Annotated in this window: 18 protein-coding genes; 6 read left to right on the top strand and 12 right to left on the bottom strand. The window is 47.2% G+C overall.

Annotated features, from left to right (window positions below; all coding sequences use genetic code 11):
- Positions 1-149: 149 nt before the first annotated feature.
- The 10 genes from betB to L3V32_RS19655 all read right to left on the bottom strand — a co-directional run bounded on the left by betB (position 150) and on the right by L3V32_RS19655 (position 12,874).
- The gene (gene betB, locus L3V32_RS19700) at positions 150-1,610 is read right to left on the bottom strand and encodes a betaine-aldehyde dehydrogenase (RefSeq protein WP_170892909.1); all 1,461 of its coding nucleotides are present in this window, start codon (positions 1,608-1,610) and stop codon (positions 150-152) included.
- Positions 1,611-1,628: 18 nt separating this feature from the next.
- On the bottom strand, positions 1,629-2,228 hold the full coding sequence (gene betI, locus L3V32_RS19695; protein WP_005392557.1) for a transcriptional regulator BetI: 600 nt from the start codon (positions 2,226-2,228) through the stop codon (positions 1,629-1,631).
- A 525-nt stretch (positions 2,229-2,753) separates the two neighbouring features.
- On the bottom strand, positions 2,754-4,775 hold the full coding sequence (locus L3V32_RS19690) for a tetratricopeptide repeat-containing diguanylate cyclase (protein WP_012842340.1): 2,022 nt from the start codon (positions 4,773-4,775) through the stop codon (positions 2,754-2,756).
- A gap of 456 nt (positions 4,776-5,231) precedes the next feature.
- Positions 5,232-5,990: an SDR family oxidoreductase gene (locus L3V32_RS19685; protein WP_006741033.1), complete on the bottom strand. Its 759-nt coding sequence runs from the start codon at positions 5,988-5,990 to the stop codon at positions 5,232-5,234.
- Positions 5,991-5,999: 9 nt separating this feature from the next.
- The gene (gene mmsB, locus L3V32_RS19680; protein ID WP_237284999.1) at positions 6,000-6,896 is read right to left on the bottom strand and encodes a 3-hydroxyisobutyrate dehydrogenase; all 897 of its coding nucleotides are present in this window, start codon (positions 6,894-6,896) and stop codon (positions 6,000-6,002) included.
- Between the two features lie 18 nt (positions 6,897-6,914).
- A complete protein-coding gene (locus tag L3V32_RS19675) occupies positions 6,915-8,045 on the bottom strand; it encodes an enoyl-CoA hydratase/isomerase family protein (protein WP_237284998.1) in 1,131 nt (376 codons plus the stop codon).
- A gap of 10 nt (positions 8,046-8,055) precedes the next feature.
- A complete protein-coding gene (locus L3V32_RS19670; RefSeq protein ID WP_237284997.1) occupies positions 8,056-8,832 on the bottom strand; it encodes an enoyl-CoA hydratase in 777 nt (258 codons plus the stop codon).
- A 49-nt stretch (positions 8,833-8,881) separates the two neighbouring features.
- Complete coding sequence (locus L3V32_RS19665) at positions 8,882-10,036, bottom strand: acyl-CoA dehydrogenase family protein (RefSeq protein WP_237284996.1); 1,155 nt, start codon at positions 10,034-10,036, stop codon at positions 8,882-8,884.
- Positions 10,037-10,131: 95 nt separating this feature from the next.
- A complete protein-coding gene (locus tag L3V32_RS19660; RefSeq protein ID WP_237284995.1) occupies positions 10,132-11,625 on the bottom strand; it encodes a CoA-acylating methylmalonate-semialdehyde dehydrogenase in 1,494 nt (497 codons plus the stop codon).
- 70 nt (positions 11,626-11,695) lie between these two features.
- Positions 11,696-12,874 carry a thiolase family protein gene (locus L3V32_RS19655; protein WP_237284994.1) on the bottom strand — a complete coding sequence of 393 codons (1,179 nt, stop codon included), beginning with the start codon at positions 12,872-12,874 and terminating at the stop codon, positions 11,696-11,698.
- A 209-nt stretch (positions 12,875-13,083) separates the two neighbouring features.
- Here L3V32_RS19655 and L3V32_RS19650 point away from each other — a divergent pair, with 209 nt between their 5' ends.
- The 6 genes from L3V32_RS19650 to L3V32_RS19625 all read left to right on the top strand — a co-directional run bounded on the left by L3V32_RS19650 (position 13,084) and on the right by L3V32_RS19625 (position 20,244).
- The gene (locus L3V32_RS19650; protein WP_053394552.1) at positions 13,084-13,470 is read left to right on the top strand and encodes a MerR family DNA-binding transcriptional regulator; all 387 of its coding nucleotides are present in this window, start codon (positions 13,084-13,086) and stop codon (positions 13,468-13,470) included.
- A 59-nt stretch (positions 13,471-13,529) separates the two neighbouring features.
- Positions 13,530-14,699 carry an isovaleryl-CoA dehydrogenase gene (locus L3V32_RS19645; protein WP_237284993.1) on the top strand — a complete coding sequence of 390 codons (1,170 nt, stop codon included), beginning with the start codon at positions 13,530-13,532 and terminating at the stop codon, positions 14,697-14,699.
- A 113-nt stretch (positions 14,700-14,812) separates the two neighbouring features.
- Entirely contained in the window at positions 14,813-16,420 is a 1,608-nt protein-coding gene (locus L3V32_RS19640) for a carboxyl transferase domain-containing protein (RefSeq protein WP_237284992.1), read from the top strand.
- A 105-nt stretch (positions 16,421-16,525) separates the two neighbouring features.
- A complete protein-coding gene (locus tag L3V32_RS19635; RefSeq protein WP_237284991.1) occupies positions 16,526-17,308 on the top strand; it encodes an enoyl-CoA hydratase-related protein in 783 nt (260 codons plus the stop codon).
- Positions 17,301-19,361, top strand: coding sequence for an acetyl/propionyl/methylcrotonyl-CoA carboxylase subunit alpha (locus L3V32_RS19630; RefSeq protein WP_237284990.1), 2,061 nt, complete (start codon positions 17,301-17,303; stop codon positions 19,359-19,361). The genes L3V32_RS19635 and L3V32_RS19630 overlap by 8 nt, the downstream gene beginning before the upstream one ends.
- Positions 19,342-20,244, top strand: a complete 903-nt coding sequence (locus L3V32_RS19625; protein WP_237284989.1) for a hydroxymethylglutaryl-CoA lyase — start codon at positions 19,342-19,344, stop codon at positions 20,242-20,244. The genes L3V32_RS19630 and L3V32_RS19625 overlap by 20 nt, the downstream gene beginning before the upstream one ends.
- A 94-nt stretch (positions 20,245-20,338) precedes the next feature.
- On the opposite strand, the gene L3V32_RS19620 is transcribed toward L3V32_RS19625, so the two are convergent.
- Positions 20,339-22,960, bottom strand: a complete 2,622-nt coding sequence (locus tag L3V32_RS19620; protein WP_237284988.1) for an ATP-binding protein — start codon at positions 22,958-22,960, stop codon at positions 20,339-20,341.
- Positions 22,961-22,971: 11 nt separating this feature from the next.
- Complete coding sequence (locus tag L3V32_RS19615) at positions 22,972-23,808, bottom strand: phosphate/phosphite/phosphonate ABC transporter substrate-binding protein (protein ID WP_308191688.1); 837 nt, start codon at positions 23,806-23,808, stop codon at positions 22,972-22,974.
- Positions 23,809-23,830 lie beyond the last annotated feature (22 nt).

Raw genomic sequence — 23,830 nt, 5'->3', positions numbered from 1 at the left:
GTAGGTAAGTGAACGAAATTAGCGTAGGAAAAATGCTTGAGAACAAGGCGGAAATTTTCGATAAGTAGTTAGCCTACAATCAAAATTGACAACGCAGTTATCGAGCATTTTAACAAGCTAAAGTGGTCAGTTATCTACTACGATTGGTATCATTTGTAAGGGCTTTCGAAGTCGCTTAGCTGAACCAGAACACTCTTCGTTTGCGTGTAATGTTTAAGGGTTTCGACACCGTTTTCACGGCCAACACCTGATTGTTTGTAGCCACCAACTGGCATTTCCGCAGGTGAGTCACCCCATGTATTCACCCAACAAATACCAGCTTGAATTTGATGAATCACGCGGTGGGCACGAGATAGGTTTTGAGTAAATACGCCTGCAGCCAAGCCATAATCGGTGCCATTTGCACGTGCAATCACTTCCGACTCATCGCGGAATTTCAGCACTGACATTACCGGACCAAAGATTTCTTGCTGAACGTGGCTCATGTCATCATCGCAATCGACAAATACGGTTGGAGCAACAAAGTTACCATTGGCTAAGCCATTCTCTGTTACTTTGTAACCACCAGTCAGTAACGTCGCGCCACTCGCTTTCGCGGCTTCAATCGCTCCTAGTACTTTCGATTCATGATCTTTAGAGATCAGCGCGCCAATTTGCGTGTTCTCATCAAGCGGATCGCCGACAACTAACAACTCAGTTCGAGCTTTAAGTTGTGCGATAAAGTCATCATAAATACCTTCATGAACAAACACGCGTGTACCGTGCGTACAAACTTCACCTTGCGTGTAGAAGTTCGCCACCATGGCCGCAGAAACGGCATCGTTTAACTTTGCATCATCAAAAATAATCAGTGGAGACTTACCACCCAGCTCCATCGTTACTTGTTTTAGTGTCTTAGCGCTGTCACTCATGACGACTTTACCGGTGCCTGATTCGCCCGTGAAGGATACTTTTGCGATGTCAGGATGCGCCGTTAGCATCTGCCCTACTCGGTAATCCCCTTGTACGACATTAAATACGCCATCTGGCATGCCCGCTTCTGAATAAATTTCTGCTAGCTTAAGCGCTGTTAATGGTGTTTCTTCTGATGGTTTGAAGATCATAGCGTTGCCCGCAGCCAGTGCTGGCGCCGATTTCCACATCGCTATTTGGATTGGATAATTCCAAGCGCCAATACCTGCGCAAATGCCCAATGGCTCGCGACGTGTGTAGAAAAACTGGTCTTCGCTGAGTGGCTGCTGTTCACCTTGCAAGCTTGGAGCAAGACCCGCATAGTACTCAAGAACATCGGCACCTGTTGTTATATCAACCGCGATAGCTTCTTGAATTGGCTTACCAGTATCTGCCACTTCTAATGCAGCCAGCTCGTCATTACGCTCACGTAAAATGGCAACGGCTTTGTGTAAAATACGGCTACGCTCGATCGCAGTCATTGCTGACCATGCAGCAAAACCTTTCTTTGCCGACTCAATCGCCGCTTCGAGATCGTCTTGGTTCGCTTGTTTAATGTTGGCCAATGGCTCACCATTCGCCGGATTGTAAGTGGTGAAGTGCTCATCTGAACACCCGTTGTACATCGCACCATTGATATAGTGTGCTTTCATTTCCATTTTGAAGACCTGTGACTTTTATATTTTTTCAGAATAAAACGTAAGTTGTTTGTCGAGATAGTCGTTGATGATGATTCTCGCTCTTTCTGCATCAATACCTTGCGGATTGAGCGTTCCGCGCAGCCAAATACCATCGATAAGTGACGCAATACCATGAGCAACCAGTTCGGCCTGCTCTGCATTTAATAATGCTTTGAGTTCTTTTCTTAGGTGGGACAATAAACGTCGTTCATTGACACGCTGCAAACGCTTAAGCTGCTCGTCATGCATTGAGTACGACCAAAACGCCAGCCAAGTCTTCGCAACTTGGTTTTCTGCCTGATAGCCGACAAAGTTACCGTCAATGATGGCATTAATTCTCTGATGATGAGCATCGCTTGGCAGCTCACGCAACTTCTGCGTGATGGTGGACGAAAGCTGACGCAAGATCTCTCGCATCGTTTCCTCCAACAACCCATGCTTACCACCAAAATAGTGATTGATAATTCCCGTTGATACACCTGCTTCTTTACTGATCAACGAAATACTCGCAGCGTGTAAACCGACTCTATCAATCACTGACATTGTCGCTTTCACCAGCTGTGGTTTTCTGATTTCAGGCATCCCCACCTTTGGCATTTTGCGTCCTTGTTATTTTTAATTGAACGGTTAGTTAAATATAAAATGCCTGAAAATTAGTTCGAACTCAAATCATTTTTTAAGAAAAAGGTTATTAACAAAGGAAGGAAAGTTGATGGTGTACGCAAAATTTCTATGCGATAACTTGTCGTAAAAGTCAAAGATGCGTTTAAAAACCCAAATAAAAACACAAATAAACCAATAACTTATTGAAGTGTCAATTTTTAACACACCTTTCAGAGAATTGTTTTTCGTGCCACAAAAATCCACACCAGAAAAATTTTACATCGACCACTAATCATTTCACCTGTATCGGCTTTGTTTGTATAAAAAACAGACATACTCGTGTGTTATTGCTTCGTATACACAAGTGACATTAGTACTTTGAAAATGTGGGAGATAAAACGAGTAGGTAATACTGAACGCTATGAGTATGTAATTCGATACTCTTAAGTGATTCTGAAGTAATCAGTAGGAAGGGTAAGTTCAGGCTCACCGTTTGATGAGCCTGCATTCTTGATTTTATTAGGTCAGCTTGCGCCCTTTCACGCAGTTACGTCCATCCGCTTTAGCTTGATAAAGTAATTTATCTGCCTGATCACAGAGTGATTTAAAATTCATCTCACTATCTTCAGTCGTCACAACACCAAAACTACAGGTCACTCTCACTTCTTCATTCTGTTCCGTGACGAACCCATGTAAGGATAAAGCGCTACGTAATCGTTCAGCGGTAATGAGAGAGTCTTCATGATCGGTATTGGGCATCACAACAACAAACTCCTCACCACCAAAGCGTGCAACAATGTCATTTTCACGCACCGTCTCTTCTAGCACTTTGGCAACGCCTGTTAGTACGGCATCACCGAACACATGTCCATAGGTATCATTTACCTGTTTAAAATAATCTACATCGATTAGCGCTAAACTTACCGGCCCCGACTGCGGCTTCTTTGGCACCATTTTCTGTTTATCGAGCTTGCTATCCACCCATTTGTTTAAAGCTAGGTAGCCGTACTTAACTTGCTCGACTTGTTCAGACACAAAATGCTGGACCTTTTCTTGCTTAGATTGAGGCGTCGGCTTTTCTTTGCGTTCACGTTTCGTCTCTACGGGTTTAGTGAACCAATCTTCTAAAAAACGGCGATTGAATAACCCTGTCAACGTATCTGTCTTTGCTAGGCGGCGCATTCTTAAACGTGATCGATTCACAACAAGGAATACCACTGCCATCAAAAAGAGAACACCAATGAGTGCTAGTAGCGCTTCACCCAATAGATAAAAGGTACGACGGTTATTTTCCAGTTCCATACGCTGCAACACGTTGTTCCAGTTGAGATCTTCGTTCTCATATTCAAGTCTTTCTAGCTCAAATAGCGTCTGTTGACGCTCAAGATTTTCAACTTCTCTTTGGTTGCTAAATTGGATGAATTTATCGTGATAGTTGCCGTAAGTTTTATACGCTAATTTAAAGTCATTGCTTCCCGCGTAGGCCATGGCAGCCACTTTTAGTAGTTCCATTTGCTGTTGCTTAACATATCGGCTCTCGATAATTTCCGGCAACATAGGCGCGATCATCGCTAGAAGTGTCTCAAACTGCTTCTGTTCTAGCATATATTCGGCTTGCAACAGCTTAAATGTAGCTAAGTAGGCGCTAGAGGTTTCTCTATATTGTAAGTTCTCCGCCAGCTTTAAGTGGCGAACCATCTTATTTTCTTGGTTCGTCTCACGGTATAACGCAGCAAGCTCGAGGTTAACTCGAAACCTAAAGCGCCCGTCACCGATGATTTGCGCGAGCTTTAGCGCTCTCTGATACGATACAATCGCCTCTTCGTATTGGAACTGTGCCTTATGAAGCTTTGCTATCGTTAAGACGCTCAGCAGCTCATTGAACGACATGCGTCTATCCCTAAAATAACGGTACGCTTGTTCCAACAATGCTTCTGAACGGTCATAGCCCTGAATTTTGACCAGTACGTCACCAAGCTCTAGCGCCGCCCGTTCGACCAATCCTTGAACGCCAGAGGACTCAGCCGCATCCATTGACGACATAATTGCGGCATAGGATTTTTTAAACTCGCCCTGCTCATCGTAGTAACGTCCTTTTAGCAACAGGATCTCCGACTCGAGCTGCTTATCGCCATTTTCACGCGATGTTTCCAACAAACTATCCAACGAAGAAAGCGCGGTATCGATATCGCTCTTTCCGACCATAGTTCGCATCTGAATCAACTTAAATAAGAGATACTCATGGCTTTGTGGACGCACAAGTTCCAACCCTTTTTGTGCGACGTTTTGGCTCTCTTCCGCGCGTCCAAGTAGCTCTAGAACCGTGGACTTTGCAAGCCAATAACGTACCAGTAGCTCTGTTGGTTGATTTTGTAGTAGAGAGTCTTCTTCTAACGCCTCAATCAAAGCCAAAGAGCTCTGAGGTAATGCGTAAATTTGATTTTCAATGCCTTCTAGCGACTGTAAAAACTTACCTTCTTGTTCAACCTTTTCTGCGGATGCCTGAATAGAAAGACACAGACACCCCAATAGTAGTGGCATCGTCCTAAGCGAATGAAATAGTGACATTATTGCTCTTCCCTAATGGGTAGTTACTTCAGTGTAATAGAGAATTCTGGTTATTTTATTATTAAGGTAGCTGAAGGTTATTCAGCCAGCCTCATATTCCCATGTATTTTGCGCTGAATAATAAATCACCATCTTTAGATGTCGAAATGGTTTTCGGTCACAATATAATCAATAAGAGTGTTTTTCATACCCCAAGAAGAAAAATCTCATCAATGAGACAAAAAATTGTCTTGATTGTGAATTAATACATTTACATAAAAATTAACACGAGAGCACTTATTCATACCAAAAATACAAAAGAGTTGTAAATGTAATCGGTACAGCAGCCGTTACTAAAACATCCATTAATAATTATCGATAGAAACAATATAAGAAAGGAGGAAGGAAGCGGACAATCAAGCTCGCTCCCCTTTTTAATATGAGGAGGGGCTACATTCGCATTCCGCCATCGACTTCGAATACTCTTCCAGTCACGAACTCATTGGTTAACACGTATTTGATGGTCGAAGAAATTTCATCAGCAAGACCTAAGCGTCCGACAGGAATCATTTTGACTAAACGCTCCATCGCTTCAGGTTTTATTTGGTCCGTCATGGCAGTCTTGATGACACCCGGAGCAATCGCTACTGAGCGAATTCCGAAACGCCCTAACTCTTTCGCCCACACCGTCGCCATGGTGGCTACCGCCGCTTTGGATGCAGAATAGTTAGTTTGACCAATATTCCCCGCACGCGCGACGCTAGATATGTTGATCAGAACGCCTTTGCTATCGGTGTTCAGCATTACCTTGCTCGCTTCGCGGCCACACAGAAAAGTACCTGTCACATTCACATCCATAACAGACTGAAATTGTTCCAGCGACATCGCGTTAACCTGACCATCTTTAACTTTGATGAACATGCCATCGCGCATAATGCCTGCGTTATTGATCACGCCATTGAGCTGTTTGAAATCCGCTTCAATTTGCTCAAAAGCAGCGCACACTTCTTGTTCTTCCGTCACGTTCGCTACATAAAAACGAGTAGTGACGCCGAAAGATTCACACTCCGCTTTCGTTTCAGCCAGTTGGTCTGAATTGAGGTCTATAAGCGCAAGGTGAACACCGCTTTCCGCTAGCGACAGCGCCATTTGTTTACCAAGCCCCTGCCCGGCCCCCGTGATCGCAATAACCTTATTTGCTAGATCCATAAGCACTCCTTAGGCCTGATTTTGCTTTTGGTAGAACTCAAACAAGCTTGAAAAATCTTTTTGTCCGTTGCCCTGACCGTTGTGAAAGTTAAACAGGTTACGAGCCAAGCTGCCCATTGGCGTTGATGTTTGACTGGCAACCGCCGCTTCCATCGCAAGACCGAGATCTTTCGCCATTAACTGACTCATAAAGCCGCCCTGATAACCATTGCTTGCAGGCGTGTTTTCCATCACACCTGGGCACGGGTTGTAAAGCTCTAGCGCCCAGTTACGGCCTGAACTTTGCCGCATGATGTCAGACAGCACTTTGGGATCGAGTCCGTTTTCCATGCCTAAATTGAGTGCTTCACAAGTGCCGCTCATCAAAATGCCCAACATCATGTTATTGCAGATCTTCGCCACCTGACCGGCTCCGGCATCCCCTGCATGGAAAATGTTTTTGCCCATGTGGCTAAGCACCACCTTGGCTTGAACAAAGTTCTCTTGTGAGCCGCCAACAATGAAAGTCAACGTACCTGCCGCTGCGCCCGCAACGCCACCAGATACCGGTGCATCAACAAAGCTGATGCCAAGCTGCAGCGCCTTTTCGCCAACCAAACGAGCGGTCGCTGGATCGATGGTCGAAGAGTCGATTAGCAGCGTTCCAGAATCTACGCTATCTAAGATCCCGTCTTGACCAAGATAAACACTTTGAACGTGTTGGCTAGCAGGTAGCATGGTGACCACCACGCTCGCACCTTGAACGGCTTGTTTTACCGAATCTGCACTCGACGCACCAAGTGCGGTAAGTTCTGCCACAGCGTTTGGATTCAAATCAAACACTTCGACGTTCAAGCCCGCTGTAAGTAGGTTCTTAGCCATAGGCGCGCCCATGTTGCCAAGGCCAATAAATGCAATTTTATCCATGTCGTATTTCTTCCTTGTCTAAAGTGCCACAGTGGCAACCGAGGATGCGGTCAGTGGGTATTCTGCTGAATCAATTGGCGCGAAGAAGCGTTCCAAAACTTGTGGCGTTACGTCAGAAACCGTGCGATGTTGCCAAGTCGGTTGATTGGTTTTATCGATAATCAGCGCACGAACTCCTTCTCTAAAATCACCTTCTAAGCCGCAACGTAGCGTCAGGTTAAATTCCATATCAAAACACTCTTTTAAAGAGAGATTTTGATACTGCGTTAACTGCTGATAGGTGATATTGAGCGACAACGGACTGCCATAGTTCAATGCTTTTTGCGCATTGACGAACCACTTGTCATCAACGTCAGCACTGCTGATTGCGCGGACAATCGAATCTAAATCCCCCGAACAAAGCTGATCAATCAATCCCGCATATGGCATCAACATCCCTTCGCTTGGCTCGTCCACTTGTACCGAACGCAGCGTATTGGCGATTTTTTCGTTGATGTTCGCTTCACCTTTCCAACTTATGGATGTAAGCAGATCCAACAGTGCTTGTTTGCTTTCTGGCTTTGCAATCCATTGGCTTAATCCCAACGCTTTCATGTCTGTCGCGTTAATTTGGCAAGCCGTCAAACTTAAGAAAAGTGCCAAATGTTTTGGTAACTGATTTAGGAAGTACGTCGCGCCTACGTCTGGGTAAAGGCCGATTTTAATCTCTGGCATCGCAAAGCGTGTGGTGGTTTCTGCTACGCGATGACTTGCGCCCATAAATAAGCCCACACCGCCGCCCATCAGATAACCATGCCCCCACGCGATGATCGGTTTTGGATAAGTGTGAATAAGATGATCACAGCGATATTCGAGGTCAAAGAAGGTCTCCATGGCTGAAAACGCAGAATCAAAATCTTGCTCTTTGTTTTCAAGTGCACGGTAGATCGCTTGAATATCGCCGCCAGCACAAAACGCTTTTTCACCCTTGGCATGCAAAAAGACCGCGACGATACTGTCGTCCATTTGCCATTCATTAAGCTGTTTGTACAACTGCTCAATCATCACGTAACTCAGCGCGTTGAGGGCGGCTGGATTATCAAGCTCCAGCACACCAATAACAGAGCCATCCGCGCACTCCAGTTTTGAAACATTTACTGTACCTGTCATTTGGCCTCCACTAGCTGTTTGTCCATTGTGGCTTACGCTTTTGCAAGAAGGCGTTCACACCCTCAGTCTGATCTTGTGTATTAAACAGCTGTAAGAACAGTTCACGCTCCAAGACCAATCCGGCCGCGTGAGTTTGGCTGCGTCGACCTTGAATAAGCGTTTTGCATGCAGACACGGATTTCGGCGATTGACCTGCGACGCGCTGTGCAAGTTCCATAGCCGCTTCCAGTGCTTTGCCTTTTGCAACCACTTCTTCGACTAAACCAATTTTTTCCGCTCGCTCGGCCGTCACACGCTCACCACACAAGATCATGCGTTTCGCCCAACCTTCACCAACCAACGCGGTCAGGTTTTGCGTCCCGCCCGCGCAAGGCAACAAGCCGACCGATGCTTCAGGAAGTGCCATTTGTACTTGTTCTTCTGCGATGCGAATGTCACACGCCATCGCCACTTCCAGACCGCCGCCCATCGCATAGCCATTAATCGCTGCGATAGAAACCCCATCGAATGCAGAAAGCGCTTCAAACGCTTCACCAAATGCGAACGCCATGTCTGCTGCTTGTGATTTATCACCCGATTCAAAGTTATTAAGATCTGCTCCAGCAGAGAAGAACTTCTCGCCTTCGCCTGTTAAAACCAACGCATAAATAGAGCGATCATTGCTGAGTTCAATCGCCAACTCTTTGAGCTGATTTAGGGATTCAAGCGTCCAAGTGTTCGCTGGCGGATTACTAATCGTGAGCTTGGCAATATGCGCTTCGCGCTCTAATTTGATTTGTGCCGTCATAATCTTTCAGTCCTTTTTAATTTCTTTAGGTAAGGCTGTGTCTCGCTGACTAAAGCAGCTCAACGCCTTCCGTTAGTAATCGTCTTGCGACGATCAGACGCATGATTTCGTTGGTACCTTCAAGGATTTGGTGAACACGAACGTCTCGGAAATGGCGCTCGACTGGATATTCTTTGATGTAGCCATAGCCACCGTGAATTTGCAGCGCCTGATCGCAGACTTTAAAGCCCACATCAGTAGCAAAGCGTTTTGCCATGGCACAGTACGCACTTTTTTCTGCGTGCTGGGCATCGAGTTTAGCGGCAGCGAGTCGCACCATTTGACGCGCAGCGACCAGCTCAGTCGCCATATCAGCAAGCTTGAACTGCAACGCTTGAAATTGCGCCAGTGAACGGCCGAACTGTTTGCGTTCGTTCATGTATTGCTTGGCTTCGTTCAGTGCTTGTTGCGCAGTACCGACGGAACAAGTAGCGATATTGATTCGACCACCATCAAGGCCAAGCATGGCGAACTTAAAGCCTTCTCCCTCTTCCCCCAACAGATAGTCAGCCGGAACGCGGACATTTTCGAAGGTGATCATGCGCGTTGGTTGGCAGTTCCAACCCATTTTGGCTTCTTTCTTACCGTAGCTAATGCCTTCGCAATCAGCAGGAACGACGAACGCAGAAACGCCTCCCGCTCCTTCGCCGCACGAACGCGCCATCACGACGAGAACATCTGTATCACCTGCGCCAGAGATAAACACTTTTGCGCCATTGAGGACAAACTCATCGCCGTCACGCACTGCACTGGTCGTCAGTGAAGCGGCGTCAGAGCCTGCATTGGGCTCGGTTAAACAGTAGGAAGCGAGCTTTTCACCCGAAATTAAATCCGCGCTAAATTGCTGCGCCACTTCCGCTTTGGCAAAGCTGGTGATCATCCACGTCGCCATGTTGTGAATGGTCATGAACGCCGTCGTCGCGGTACAACCCATAGCCAACTGCTCGAAAATGATCGCCGCATCCAAACGAGACAATCCCAAACCACCATGCTCTGGCGGCGTATAGATGCTCAAAAAGCCAAGTTCACCTGCTTGACGCAGTACATCTTTAGGGAAGTGATGGTTTTCATCCCACTCGGCCGCGTGCGGCGCTAACATTTGGTCTGCAAACTGCTTTGCTACTTCGGCAAACGCGAGTTGATCTTCGTTTAATTCAAAATCCATCTTGAAGTCCTAAGGTCTAATTCGTTGCATTTTTATCCGATCCAAGCCCTCTAAAGGGTTGAAGGGCTTGGCTAGAGGTATCGCTAATCCAGTAATTAGCTAAGTTGAATAGTCATGTTTGGACCGCTTGGAATGTCATCTTCAAACCAACGCGCAGTGACGGTTTTCGTTTCGGTGTAGAAGCGAACCGCTTGTTTACCGTAAGCATGCAGATCGCCGTAGAAGCTGCCTTTCCAACCCGTGAATGAGAAGAACGGCAATGGCACTGGAATCGGCACGTTAATACCTACGTTACCCACTTCGATATTGTGCTGATACTTTCTCGCGGCAGCGCCGTTCGCCGTGAAAATAGACGTACCATTACCAAAGCGGTTTGCATTGATCAGTTCAATCGCTTCATCTAGGTCATCCACTTCCATAGTTAACAGTACAGGCCCGAAAATCTCTTCCTGATAAATCGACATGTCTGTCGTCACATTGGTAAACAGTGTTGGACCGACCCAGTTACCGTTCGGGAAGCCAGATACTTCGCAATCTGTCCCGTCCAGAACACAATTCGCGCCTGACGCTTTGCCTTCATTAATCAGATTCACCACTCGCTGCTTCGCTTGCGGGCTAATCAGCGGACCATAACCGGCGGTTTTATCATCCCACGCGCCAGGTTTAACCTGAGCTAACGCCTCTTTAAGCTCTGGAATCCATTCTTTGGTTTCGCCGACAAATACTGCCACCGAAATCGCCATACAGCGTTGGCCTGCGGCACCGACTGACGCGCCAACTAGGTTATTGATGACTTGCTGTTTGTTTGCATCTGGCATGATGACCATGTGGTTCTTAGCACCCGCAAATGACTGCACGCGTTTTAAGTTGTCCGTACCCGTTTTGTAGATGTACTCACCAACTGGCACAGAACCAACAAAAGAGATCGCACGAACGACTGGATCAGTCAGAATGCGGTCGACTTGCTCTTTGGTGCCGTGGACAATTTGCAGCACGCCTTTTGGTGCGCCTGCTTGTTCAAACAGCTCCGCCAATTTCATTGCAGTCAGCGGAACTTGTTCCGACGGCTTCAAAATAAAGGTGTTGCCACAAGCGATCGCCATTGGGAACATCCATAGAGGGATCATCGCAGGGAAGTTAAACGGAGTAATACCCGCACAAACACCGAGCGGTTGAATGTAAGAGTAACCATCAATATTGGTTGCGACGTTTTCCACCGTTTCACCCATCATTGAGCTACAAATGTTCGCCGCTTGTTCTACGACTTCAATCCCGCGCCAAATGTCACCCTTTGCATCCGCAAGAGTTTTGCCTGTCTCACTTGAAAGCAGTATCGCCAACTCATCGTGTTGCTCTTTTAGCAAGTGTTGGTAGCGTAGCATCAATCTCGCACGCTCCGGAGCGGCAACTTCTTTCCAACGCCTAAACGTCTCTGTTGCGCTGGCGATCGCCGCATTCATTTCCGATTCGGTGGCACAAGGCACTTGCGCAATCACTTCGTTGGTTGCCGGGTTGGTTACATCTAGCCATTGTTTTGAGTCGGAGATGGCGAATTCACCACCGATATACTGCTTTACTTGTTCTGTCATGATGACATCCTTGTATTTTTCAGCTTGTTACTGACTACTGTTATGTAAGTGAAACTTTGTTGAGAATGAATTAGCAGATTTCAATCGCGATGGCGGTAGCCTCGCCGCCACCAATACAAAGCGATGCAACGCCACGTTTACCGCCTGTTTGTTTAAGAGCGTGAATCAAAGTCACGAGGATTCGGTTACCACTCGCACCAATTGGATGCCCCAACGCACAAGCGCCGCCGCGAGGGTTCACTTTGCTCTCGTCCAATTCGAGTGCTTTCACCGCGTATTGAGCGACAACGGAAAAGGCTTCATTGATTTCCCAAAGGTCCACGTCTGATTTGTCCCAGCCCGTTTTTTCCAGCAGCGTTTCAATCGCGAATACGGGTGCGATGGTGAACTCATCAGGCTGTCTTGCATGCGTGCTGTACGCGACAATTTTGGCTAGAGGTTGAAGGTTTTCCTGACGGCCAAATTCACTATCAACCAATACCATTGCCGATGCACCATCAGAAATAGAACTGGAATTTGCTGCCGTTACGCCGCCATCTTTGGCAAACGCAGGTCGTAAGGTGGGAATTTTATTGACGTCGAGTTTGCTCGGTTGCTCATCGTCTACCACCAAGGTTTCGTCGCGTCGACTTTTTACGTTAACAGGCACGATCTCTTCTTTGAACAAACCTTGCTCAATCGCTTGCTGCGCACGAGTCACCGACTGCTGCGCCCAGATATCCATACTTTCACGGCTGAACTGATACTTTTGCGCGGTTTGTTCGGCAAAGACACCCATCAATTCGCCTTGGTAGGCATCCTGCAAACCGTCATAAAACATATGATCAAGCACTTGCTCATGGCCTAAGCGGAAACCATCACGCGCTTTCTTAAGTAGATAAGGAGAAGAGGACATGTTTTCCATACCGCCAGCGATAACCGCGTGCGCGTTACCAGATTGAATAAGATCATGTGCCAGCATGACGGTTTTCATACCCGAACCACAGACTTTATTCAGTGTCGTACAACCGATCGATTGTGGCATTTCTGCTTTAAGACTTGCTTGTCTTGCTGGCGCTTGCCCCACGCCAGCAGGTAAAACGCATCCCATTAACACTTCGTCTATTTTTTGCACATCGAGTTGGCTTTCGGCTAGTGCCCCTTGGATGGCCTTCGCACCGAGTTCCGCGACATCTGTTGAAGCTAATGCACCTTGAAAAGAGCCGATAGGCGTTCGCTTGGCGGCAACAATCCATGTTTCATTTTTCATTCCATTAACCTTTTGTTGACGTTTACGTCATAACTATACTAACATTTACGTTAACGTCAAGTTTGCGGTTATTGTTTGTTCGAGTGATTCTTTTATTTCGAGTAAATGCGAGTGATATCAAGGCTCAAGAGTGGATGTTGTTTATTTACTTTAACGTTAACGAATTGTATATTCGTATGAATGTTATACGAAAGTCGTAAGGTTAAGGAATGAACACATTTAAGATCAGCGAGCTCGCGAAAGAGTTCGACATTACTACCCGAAGTATTCGCTTCTACGAAGATTTAGGTCTCCTAACTCCAGAACGTAAAGGCAACACTCGAATCTACAATGGTCGCGATCGAATTCGACTAAAACTGATTTTGCGAGGTAAGCGATTGGGCTTTTCTCTTGCAGATATCAAAGAGTTATTTGAACTCTACGATACCGATCAAAGTACTGAGCAGTTGAACTACATGATTCGGTTGATCGAAGAGAAGAAGGCGACATTGCAACAGCAAGCGAATGACATCCAAGCGGTAATGATGGAGTTAAATGCAGCCAAGTTGCGATGTGAAAATACACTGAGCTCCATGAAAGGCGAAAAAGTTACCTGATCCCCCTATTAGTAATCAACAGTACGGGGATGTAGGTGACGTAAAGGCAAGGACACGCAATGAAATCTACCTACTCTTCCCTGAACTTTGTTTATGACGAAAATACCGATTTGCTACGCGAGCAAATCAATAGTTTTGCTGCAAGAGAAATTGCGCCTTTAGCGCAATCTATCGACCAATCTAACGACTTTCCAAACCATCTTTGGTCCAAACTGGGTGACATGGGTCTTTTAGGTGTGACCACCAGCGAAGAGTTTGGTGGTGCAGACATGGGCTATCTCGCCCACGTGATTGCTATGGAAGAAATCAGCCGAGCATCGGCCTCGGTTGCGTTAAGTTACGGCGCTCACTCCAACCTTTGTGTGAATCAAATCCACCGCAACGGCACACAAGCGCAAAAAGAGAAATACCTACCAAAACTCATCTCCGGCGAGCATATCGGTGCCCTTGCAATGAGCGAACCCGGTGCAGGTTCAGATGTAGTATCCATGCAGCTCAAAGCTGAACGTAAAGGCGACATTTTCCTGCTCAACGGCAACAAAATGTGGATCACGAACGGCCCAGATGCTCACACCTATGTTGTGTACGCCAAGACTGAGCCAAGTCTAAACGCGAAAGGCATTACCGCCTTTATTATAGAGCGCGGATTCCCTGGCTTTACTCAGGCACAGAAGCTCGACAAACTCGGTATGCGCGGCTCGAATACGTGTGAACTGGTATTCCAAAACTGCGAAGTCCCTGCGGAAAACATTCTCGGCGAAGAAAACCAAGGCGTGAAAGTGCTAATGAGCGGTTTGGACTACGAACGTGTGGTACTTGCCGGCGGCCCGCTTGGCATCATGCAGGCGTGTATGGACATCGTTGTGCCTTACATTCATGACCGCAAACAATTCGGCAAATCCATCGGTGAGTTCCAGCTTGTGCAAGCAAAAATCGCTGATATGTACACACAGATGAATGCAGCTAAAGCCTATGTTTACGCAGTCGCAGCCGCTTGTGATCGCGGTGAAACAACACGTAAAGATTCTGCTGGTGCGATCCTCTACAGCGCTGAGCTGGCCACGAAAATGGCTTTGGATGCAATCCAGCTACTTGGCGGTAACGGATATATCAACGAGTTTGATACGGGTCGTTTGTTGCGTGATGCCAAGCTGTATGAAATTGGTGCAGGCACTTCAGAAATTCGACGTATGCTTATTGGTCGCGAATTGTTTAATGAAAGCGCCTAATAGTCAGCCCAGGCGTTCTGAATCAAAAACATTTTCTTAATCAACCTAAATCTTACTCAACCTAAATAAAGACGGGTGGTACCACCCGTCTACCGAATGGAGATCGGCTATTTATGGCTTGTTTGACGACCAATATTAATACCCATTCAGAGCAGTATCAGGAAAACTACCGCTCTATGGCGTCTCTTGTGGATCAACTCTATACCGTGACTGCCCAAATCGAAGATGGTGGCGGTAAGAAAGCCCGCGAGCATCAGCAGAAGAAAGGTAAACTCCCGGTTCGTGAGCGCATTCTTGCCCTACTCGACCCTGGCTCATCCTTTTTAGAAGTCGGTCAGTTTGCTGGCTGGGATGTGTATCCAGATTACGTTCCATGCGCTGGCGTGGTTGCTGGCGTGGGTGTAATAGACGGCACCGAGTGTATGATCGTTGCCAACGACGTGACGGTAAAAGGCGGCAGTTACTACCCACTTACGGTTAAAAAGCACTTACGCGCGCAGGAAATTGCAGAAAAATGCCAACTGCCGTGTGTTTACTTAGTCGACTCTGGCGGTGCAAACCTCCCCCGCCAAGATGAAGTCTTCCCAGACAAAGACCACTTCGGCCGTATTTTCTACAACCAAGCCCGTATGTCGGCCAAAGGCATTCCGCAAATTGCGGTAGTCATGGGGCTCTGTACCGCTGGCGGCGCTTATGTTCCTGCCATGTGTGATGTTTCCATCATCGTCAAAGAACAAGGTACGATCTTCTTAGCGGGCCCTCCTCTGGTAAAAGCAGCAACAGGAGAAGAAGTCAGCGCTGAAGATCTTGGTGGCGCAGACGTTCACTGCCGTACGTCTGGCGTAGCCGACTATTATGCAGAAAACGATCACCACGCGTTAGAACTGGCAAGACAAGCTGTCTCTCAAATCAACCACTTGAAACCCGTCCAACTCAAGCAAAAAGCGCCACAGGAACCACGCTTTACTGCGCAAGAGCTGTACGGCATCGTCGGAACCGATCTTAAAAAGCCGTTTGATGTTAAAGAGGTCATTGCCCGAATTGTTGATGATTCGCAGTTCGATGAATTTAAAGCGCTATTTGGTGAAACCTTAGTCTGTGGCTTTGCCCATATTCACGGTATGCCGATTGGCATTGTCGCTAACAACGGCATTCTATTTTCAGAATCCGCACAAAAAGGTGCGCATTTTATTGAGCTGTGCGCACAGCGCAAAATTCCTCTGCTTTTCTTGCAGAACATCACTGGCTTTATGGTCGGCCAGAAGTATGAAGCCGAAGGCATCGCCAAACATGGCGCGAAAATGGTAACCGCTGTTGCGTGTGCAGACGTTCCGAAGTTTACCGTGGTTATTGGTGGCTCGTATGGCGCAGGTAACTACGGCATGTGCGGCCGAGCTTATGATCCAACCATGATGTGGATGTGGCCAAATGCGCGTATTTCCGTCATGGGTGGTGAGCAAGCGGCTGGCGTGATGGCGCAAGTGACCCGCGACATCAAAACGCGCAAAGGTGAAAGCTGGAGCACTGAAGAAGAAGAATCGTTTAAGCGTCCTATCGCGCAGCAGTACCAGACTCAAAGCCATGCGTATTACGCCAGTGCTCGCCTGTGGGACGACGGGATTATTGATCCTGCAAAAACACGTGATGTTGTGGGCATTGCTCTGTCTGCTGCGCTTAATGCACCAATACCAGACAGTAAATTTGGCATCTTCCGCATGTAGCCGGATGCAAGGCAAACCTTAACTCCTCGCGAATACCGATGTTTATACAAGTAACGGTTAGCGAGCATTGGAATAGAGACTGAAATGTCAGACAAAGGAAGTCACATGACCGGACTACTGCTTGAAAAAGACAGCAATGGCGTTGCCTGGTTGAGCCTGAATCGGCCAGAAAAACACAACGCGTTTAATGACGAATTGATTGCCTCACTGATTGAGACACTAGAACAACTCGAAAAGGAAGATTCTCTCCGTGCACTGGTGTTAACTGCACAGGGAAAACACTTTTCTGCGGGTGCGGATCTTGGCTGGATGCAGTCAATGGCCACCAAAACCGAGAGTGAAAATCTGCAAGATGCACAGCAGTTAGCGTTGCTCTTGCACAAACTGGATACCTTTAGCAAACCAGCCATTGCTATGGTGCACGGCGCAGCATTTGGTGGCGCACTCGGGCTTATCTGCTGCTGCGATATCGCTATCGGTACGCCTGAAAGCCGCTTCTGTTTGAGTGAAGTGAAACTCGGTTTGTTACCCGCGACAATCGGACCCTACGTCATTCGAGCGATTGGACAACGACAAAGCCGACGCTACTTTTTAACCGCGGAACTGATTGGTGCCGAAACCGCGCTATCGATGAATATTCTTCATCAGATAGATGCTCAGCCACGAGAAGCCGTCAATCGCACCATTGATCACCTGCTCAACAACGGTCCACAAGCCATGCAGGCAGCAAAAACGCTCTGCTTACGTTGTGACAATCAACCTATCGATCATTCATTAATTGAATACACCAGCCAAGCTATTGCAACCGCTCGCGTGTCCGGAGAGGGACAAGAAGGACTGAGTGCATTTTTCGAAAAGCGCGCCGCCAATTGGAGGAATCATGTTTAAAAGAATACTGATCGCAAATCGCGGCGAAATTGCCTGCCGAATCATTAAAACCGCAAAAAGTATGGCTATCGAGACGGTTGCCGTCTATTCCGAAGCGGATCGCAACAGCTTACATGTTAAACAAGCGGATTTCGCTGAATTCATTGGCCCTGCTCCGGCGAGTGAATCGTATCTTGATATCGATGCGATTATCGACGCAGCGAAAAAATGGCAAGCCGACGCTATTCACCCTGGGTATGGTTTTCTTTCCGAGAACCCAAAACTGGCTAAAGCGTGCAGCGAAAATGGCATCGTATTTATTGGCCCTCTCACCAGCGCAATTGAGGCGATGGGCTCGAAGTCGCAAGCCAAAGCCATCATGTCAGAGGCGAACGTGCCCTTGGTTCCGGGCTATCACGGCACAGACAACAGCGTTGAGCACTTATTAGCTGAAGCGGAAAAGATTGGCTACCCAGTGATGCTTAAAGCGACACAAGGTGGCGGCGGTAAAGGCATGCGAGTGGTCAACAGCGCAGTCGAGATGCCGCTGGCTATCGACGGTGCGCAGCGTGAAGCACTTTCAAGCTTTGGCGATAAGCAGCTTCTGATCGAAAAGTGCATATTGCAGCCTCGCCACGTGGAAGTTCAGGTCTTTTCTGACCAGCATGGCAACTGTGTCTATCTATCTGATCGCGATTGTTCCATTCAGCGTCGTCACCAAAAAGTAGTCGAAGAAGCACCAGCTCCCGGTCTTAGTGATGAACTGCGTAAACAAATGGGTGAAGCCGCGGTTCAGGCCGCCCAAGCGATCGACTATGTGGGTGCTGGCACGGTTGAGTTTTTGCTCGATAGCCGCGGTGAGTTCTACTTCATGGAGATGAATACCCGTCTGCAAGTTGAACACCCTGTCACTGAGTTGATCACTGGCGTTGATTTGGTTGAATGGCAATTCAAAATCGCAGCTGGTGAGTGTTTACCGATCTCGCAATCCGAAATCACTCATAACGGCCATTCAATCGAGCTGCGAATTTACGCCGAAGATGCCGACAACGACTTTATGCCGTCGACTGGCCGCATTGATTATTTAAAAGAACCCGTATCAGACAGTAATGTCCGCTTAGCGTGCGTGCGCGTTGATAGCGGTGTTACCCAGGGCGATACCATTAGCGAATACTACGATCCGATGATCAGCAAACTGATCGTCTGGGGCCAAACACGTGATATCGCGCTCAAGCAGCTTAAGAAGGCGTTAACTCAATATCACGTGCGTGGAGTCACGACAAACATTGGTTATCTGCACAGCATTATTTCGCAGCCAGCCTTTGCCAATATCGAACTTGATACCGACTTCCTGATTAAACATCAGCAAGGCATTAGCGCGCAGCAAAATGTGTCAGATTCTATCTGGCTAACGTTGGCAGCGGTTGCTCGCTGGAACCAACTCACTTTGAAATCTAGCGATTCGGCATTACCGTCCCCGACCAAACAAGGTTTTAGGCTGTCGGTTGACAATGTTTATCGATTTAACTTTACGGATGCTAATGCCAATCATCAGGTACGTTTGCAGCAATCATCTCAGGAAACAGGATCTCAGTATCTGAACCACTTCACTGTCCGATGTAGTGAGGATTCACATCAGGTCATCCTGCTTGAAAGTGGCAATCAGTTTATCGTCGATATCGATAGTGTGCGTTACACCTTTAACGCGCTCAACAACGAGCAAAAGACGACGCTGTTTTATCTTGGTCAGCAACGTACCTTTGCTCACCAACCAAGTTTTGAATCCGCAAAAGGTCAAGACGATGAACTTAGCCCAACCGCGCCACTGAACGGTGTGATCTCGGCGGTCATGGTGAATAAGGGAGACGAAGTAGCGGCTGGCGATCCGCTGTTAGTGCTCGAAGCGATGAAGATGGAATACACCATCACCGCTCCAGTAGCAGCGATCGTTGATGAAGTGTTTTATCAACACGGAGACCAAGTTCAGCATGGTTCAATACTGCTGCATTTGGCTTCTGCGCCAGAGAGTGATTGTGTCGATAAGGAGCGAGAATATGCTACCAGCGAAGGTTAATATCGTCGAAGTCGGAGCTCGTGATGGCTTACAAAATGAAACGGCAGTGACGCTGGTCGATAAAGTCCGTTTGATCAATCAACTGAGCACCAGTGGCTTAAAGCACATTGAAGCGGGCTCTTTCGTCTCGCCGAAATGGGTGCCACAAATGGCAGACTCTGATCAGGTGTTTGCTGGTATCACGCAAAAGCCTGACGTGGTTTACAGCGCGCTCACACCAAATCTCGCAGGGTTAGAGCGTGCGCTGGAAAGTGGCGTAAAGCAAATTGCGGTGTTTGGTTCGGCTTCGGAGGCGTTCAGCCAAAAAAACATCAACTGCAGTATTGCGGAAAGCCTAGCCCGCTTTGAACCCGTTATCGAACTAGCGAACCAGCACAACATACCTGTGCGCGGGTACTTGTCTTGCACTATGGTTTGTCCCTACGAGGGAGAAATAAAACCAGAGCAAACCACAGCGGTAGCGAATGCGCTTTTTGATATGGGATGCTATGAAATATCTCTGGGCGATACTGTCGGTAAAGCAACGCCCAATCGCGTTATCGCCATGCTGGATTCGCTGTTAACACAACTGCCAAAAGACGCGCTCGCGGTACATTTTCATGACACCTATGGACAAGCTTTGGCCAATATTTACCAAGCCTTGTTAATGGGCATCAACACCATTGATAGTGCGGTTGCTGGTTTGGGCGGCTGCCCTTACGCGAAAGGTGCCAGTGGCAATGTTGCAACGGAAGATGTGCTTTATCTTTGTGAGCAACTTGGGATTGAAACGGAGATTGATCTCAACATCATCAATGAAGCGGGTTGGCAAATTTGCCATGCATTAGGTAAACGTCCGTCTTCCAAAGTAGCACTCGCTCTGGGTGATCCGCACAGCTTGTAAAAGACTCCATCCGCGATAAGCAACCAATAAATACAAACGGGCATGCGTAACAACATGCCCGTTTTATTAGCGCAAAGTACGATTCACAAAAGCACTAACCAGAGGCGTGCTTTTCAGCCATTTGAGTATGGCGTCCCCACTTCGCAATCATATCGAGTAAATCGCTTTTCTGAACTGGCTTCGTCAGGTAATCATTCATCCCTAATGCAATACTTTTTTGCTGCTCTTCTTGCATCGCATGTGCGGAAAACGCAACGATTGGACACCAAGGAAACGCACCACTTTCCTGTAACTCACGAATGTCTTTTGTCACGCCAAAACCATCTTTGTTTGGCATAGAAATATCGGTAATCACCAAGTCCGGAGAAAGCTGTTTATAAAGTTCAACGGCTTCAACACCATCTTCCGCCAACGTCAGTTTAACACCTGTGTCTTGCAACATTTTTTCAATCAATATTCGATTGATATGGCTGTCTTCTGCGACTAATAGGTGCAAGCTAGAAAAGTCAGGATTCTCATCTGAGGAAAGTTCTCGACGCTTTTGTGTCTTAGTAGAAAACAGAGCTTGCAGTTTATGCTGCGTGACCGGTTGCGGCAATAAACGATCCCGCTCGCACGACCATGCCTGCCCTTCCTCCATCACGCAAGGTGCAAGAAACATTACCCGTTTGGCGGCTGATTCTGTCGCATCAAGCTCATAGAGCGAATCTCTATCTTGAGCATTGTTTACACTTGCGAGGATACGATCAAAACCATCCAATTTTTTACCCAAAGACTGCGCAGTTGACCAATCGTTGGCATGAGTAACTTCAATGCCAATCTCTTGAGCTAAATGTATCAAGTGTTGCACGCGCGGTTGATAATCATCAATCAACAATAGTCGATTTGCACTCAGCTCTATCGGTTCGGAAAGAAGCTGACTTTGCTTAGGCAACTGCAAACTAAAGCTAAAACACGACCCTTTGCCAAAATCCGAATGCACACAAAGCTCGCCGTTATACATGCTGATCAAACGTTTTGAGATTGCCAACCCCAAGCCTGTACCTTCATGGCGTCTTGTCGCGGAGGTATCGACCTGCTCAAACTTATCCATAATATGAGCCAATCGATCTTCGGGAATACCAATGCCCGTATCACTCACGGAAAAATCAAAACCGTGCTCACTTTCTCTGACTTTGAGTAGCACATGGCCTTCATCCGTGAATTTCACCGCATTACCGATCAAGTTAAGCAAGATTTGATTAATCCGACCTTTATCACCGACCACGACCGTATTCATGGCCAATGGCATATCAACCAACAACTTGAGGTTCTTTTTATCCGCCTGATAGGCACATAAAGCGGTGCAGCTCTCGACGAGTGAACGCAAGTCAAACTCCTCTTCAACTAACGTCAACTTGCCCGCTTCTACTTTGCTGTAGTCGAGGATGTCGTTAATGATCGTCACAAGGTTGTTGGCAGATTTGTGCAGCAAGAGTAATAACTCCCTTGGCTCTCGACGGTTTTCGTTCTCAAGCAATATCTCGCTGATCCCCATGATCGCGTTCATTGGGGTGCGAATCTCATGGCTCATGTTCGCCAAAAATTCCGATTTGGCTTGCATCGCCTTTTTCGATTTATCTAAAGCAGACGACAGACGCCTCTCCATCCTGCGCCTGTCGGTGATGTCACGCTCTACCGCAATAAAACGTAACAGCCCGCCATCTTCATCAAACACAGGAGAAAGCTCCAACTCGACCCAATACGGGTGCTTCGACTTGGTGTAGTTGAGTATTTCAACCCTAATAGGAGAGTGCTTACGGACACTTTTTGAGAGCAATGCCACCGTATTTGGGTCTGTGTCTGGCCCTTGGAGTAACTCGCCCGGCGATTTGCCAATAACTTCTTCCAACGTATATTCGGTTAGCTGTTCAAACGCAGGGTTTACCCATGCAATAGTGCCGTCAGGGTGAGTAATGATGATGGTATCACGCGCATGTTCAGCAACCTCAGCAAGCTGCGATATTTTGGCCGATAACTGTTGCTGGGTGTGATGCTCTTGCTGAAGTTTAGTTTGCGCTTGCGCTAAAGAGCGTGACATTTGGTTAAACGCTTCGCCAACACGTGTAACTTCATCATTGCCTGAAATCGAAATTTGCGAACCCGGACCTTGCTGTGAAACCTTGATTACCCCAGTACGAAGAAGATCGAGCCGCTTCATCAAATAGCTACCGAGAGCATACGAAAACATCGCCACCAGCGACATTTCAATAAAGGCGATAACCAAACTTGCATGAGTCGCAAATGAAAGAACTTGATGTACATGTTCAACATTCACACCCATTTCAACCTTACCGAAAGTCTGCTCTCCCAGAGTAATCTCTTGCGCAACATCGTAAACTCCATCGGTCACATCAAACGGTCTCACACCAGTATCAACACCGCTGTAATCCCCCTGTAGCGTCAGCTCGACGCCATCTTGATTAACAATACGAATATAAGCCAGCTCGTGCTCACTCACGACAGAACGAGCAAAACTGTCTAGATAGGCTAAGTCCGTCGCAATCACCGCATCTCTCGACGCCTGAGCAAATACACTCACCAAGTGTTGGCTCCCAACCTCGAGGCTAGTCTCGTTGGAACTTTCCAACCAATTAAGCCCACTAATGATGAGTACACCGAGCGCAAGGGCCTCAATAAGAGCAATGCCAAGTATCGTTTTCGAACGCAGCGTCATAGGGCAACCATTTATCTTGAGATTCCCAATTGAACAACATCTTGCCAATCTTGGTCTTGTGCAAGCTGTAACCCGTCAATGTTGAGTAAAGTGAAACTCTCCTGTGCTTTTGGATCATCATTAAGTTGCGAAATTGCCTTTCGTAAGGCAAGAGTAATCTCTTCATCGACATTATTTGAAACCGCAATAGCATGAGGCGTATAACCAGCAGTTGTATAAATGATGCTAAGTTGGTCTTTTATTTCACTCGGTAAGCTCTCAAAGGTACGCTTCACGCCACCACCAGCAATGTACAAACCTTTAAGTACCCCCAAATAGACTGAGTCGTGCGAACCGACGTATTTAGGCGTAAACTTGATGCCTTTCTGCGCCAACTCTGATTGTGTGATGATAGAAGCAGCAAATGCTCGTGGGGCAGGAAAAGCGATGGTCTTTTCTTGCAGCTCATCAAGGGAAACCGGCTTCCCTCGCCTTGCTACAATAATGCCTGTAATGCGCTTATTTTTCGCTCTTGCTAAAGCCGTATAACCTGGGTTTTGATTCACCAAGGTAAAGTGATATGGGTTCATGTATGCAATGTCGTAGGCTCCAGCCATCAAGCGTGCTTCGAACGTGGGAATATCACGTGCCGTGGCAAACTTAATCTCAACGCCAGCAAGATCTCCCCAGCGTTGCAGTAATGGCTGCCATTGTTGCACTAGTTTGGTCGCCGACTGTTGCGGTACGACACCAAAAACAATGGAAGGTTGAGCAACGACAGAAGGTGACCATATGCATAACACCATAAGCAACGTAAATATTCGCTTGTGAAGCCGCCAAATCAACGTCTTTAATTGGGTGTTCAACAAAATCATCTCCTTATGTTTGTCT

The organism is Vibrio sp. J2-4 (assembly GCF_021728155.1).
Lineage (GTDB): Bacteria > Pseudomonadota > Gammaproteobacteria > Enterobacterales > Vibrionaceae > Vibrio > Vibrio diabolicus.
The sequence above is the reverse complement of the archived record's forward strand: the minus strand, read 5'-3'. Positions and strand labels throughout refer to the sequence as shown.

Coding starts and splice junctions, on each gene's coding strand:
- betB (WP_170892909.1), bottom strand. CDS start 1,610: ATGGAAATGAAAGCACACTATATCAATGGTGCGATGTACAACGGGTGT.
- betI (WP_005392557.1), bottom strand. CDS start 2,228: ATGCCAAAGGTGGGGATGCCTGAAATCAGAAAACCACAGCTGGTGAAA.
- L3V32_RS19690 (WP_012842340.1), bottom strand. CDS start 4,775: ATGCCACTACTATTGGGGTGTCTGTGTCTTTCTATTCAGGCATCCGCA.
- L3V32_RS19685 (WP_006741033.1), bottom strand. CDS start 5,990: ATGGATCTAGCAAATAAGGTTATTGCGATCACGGGGGCCGGGCAGGGG.
- mmsB (WP_237284999.1), bottom strand. CDS start 6,896: ATGGATAAAATTGCATTTATTGGCCTTGGCAACATGGGCGCGCCTATG.
- L3V32_RS19675 (WP_237284998.1), bottom strand. CDS start 8,045: ATGACAGGTACAGTAAATGTTTCAAAACTGGAGTGCGCGGATGGCTCT.
- L3V32_RS19670 (WP_237284997.1), bottom strand. CDS start 8,832: ATGACGGCACAAATCAAATTAGAGCGCGAAGCGCATATTGCCAAGCTC.
- L3V32_RS19665 (WP_237284996.1), bottom strand. CDS start 10,036: ATGGATTTTGAATTAAACGAAGATCAACTCGCGTTTGCCGAAGTAGCA.
- L3V32_RS19660 (WP_237284995.1), bottom strand. CDS start 11,625: ATGACAGAACAAGTAAAGCAGTATATCGGTGGTGAATTCGCCATCTCC.
- L3V32_RS19655 (WP_237284994.1), bottom strand. CDS start 12,874: ATGAAAAATGAAACATGGATTGTTGCCGCCAAGCGAACGCCTATCGGC.
- L3V32_RS19650 (WP_053394552.1), top strand. CDS start 13,084: ATGAACACATTTAAGATCAGCGAGCTCGCGAAAGAGTTCGACATTACT.
- L3V32_RS19645 (WP_237284993.1), top strand. CDS start 13,530: ATGAAATCTACCTACTCTTCCCTGAACTTTGTTTATGACGAAAATACC.
- L3V32_RS19640 (WP_237284992.1), top strand. CDS start 14,813: ATGGCTTGTTTGACGACCAATATTAATACCCATTCAGAGCAGTATCAG.
- L3V32_RS19635 (WP_237284991.1), top strand. CDS start 16,526: ATGACCGGACTACTGCTTGAAAAAGACAGCAATGGCGTTGCCTGGTTG.
- L3V32_RS19630 (WP_237284990.1), top strand. CDS start 17,301: ATGTTTAAAAGAATACTGATCGCAAATCGCGGCGAAATTGCCTGCCGA.
- L3V32_RS19625 (WP_237284989.1), top strand. CDS start 19,342: ATGCTACCAGCGAAGGTTAATATCGTCGAAGTCGGAGCTCGTGATGGC.
- L3V32_RS19620 (WP_237284988.1), bottom strand. CDS start 22,960: ATGACGCTGCGTTCGAAAACGATACTTGGCATTGCTCTTATTGAGGCC.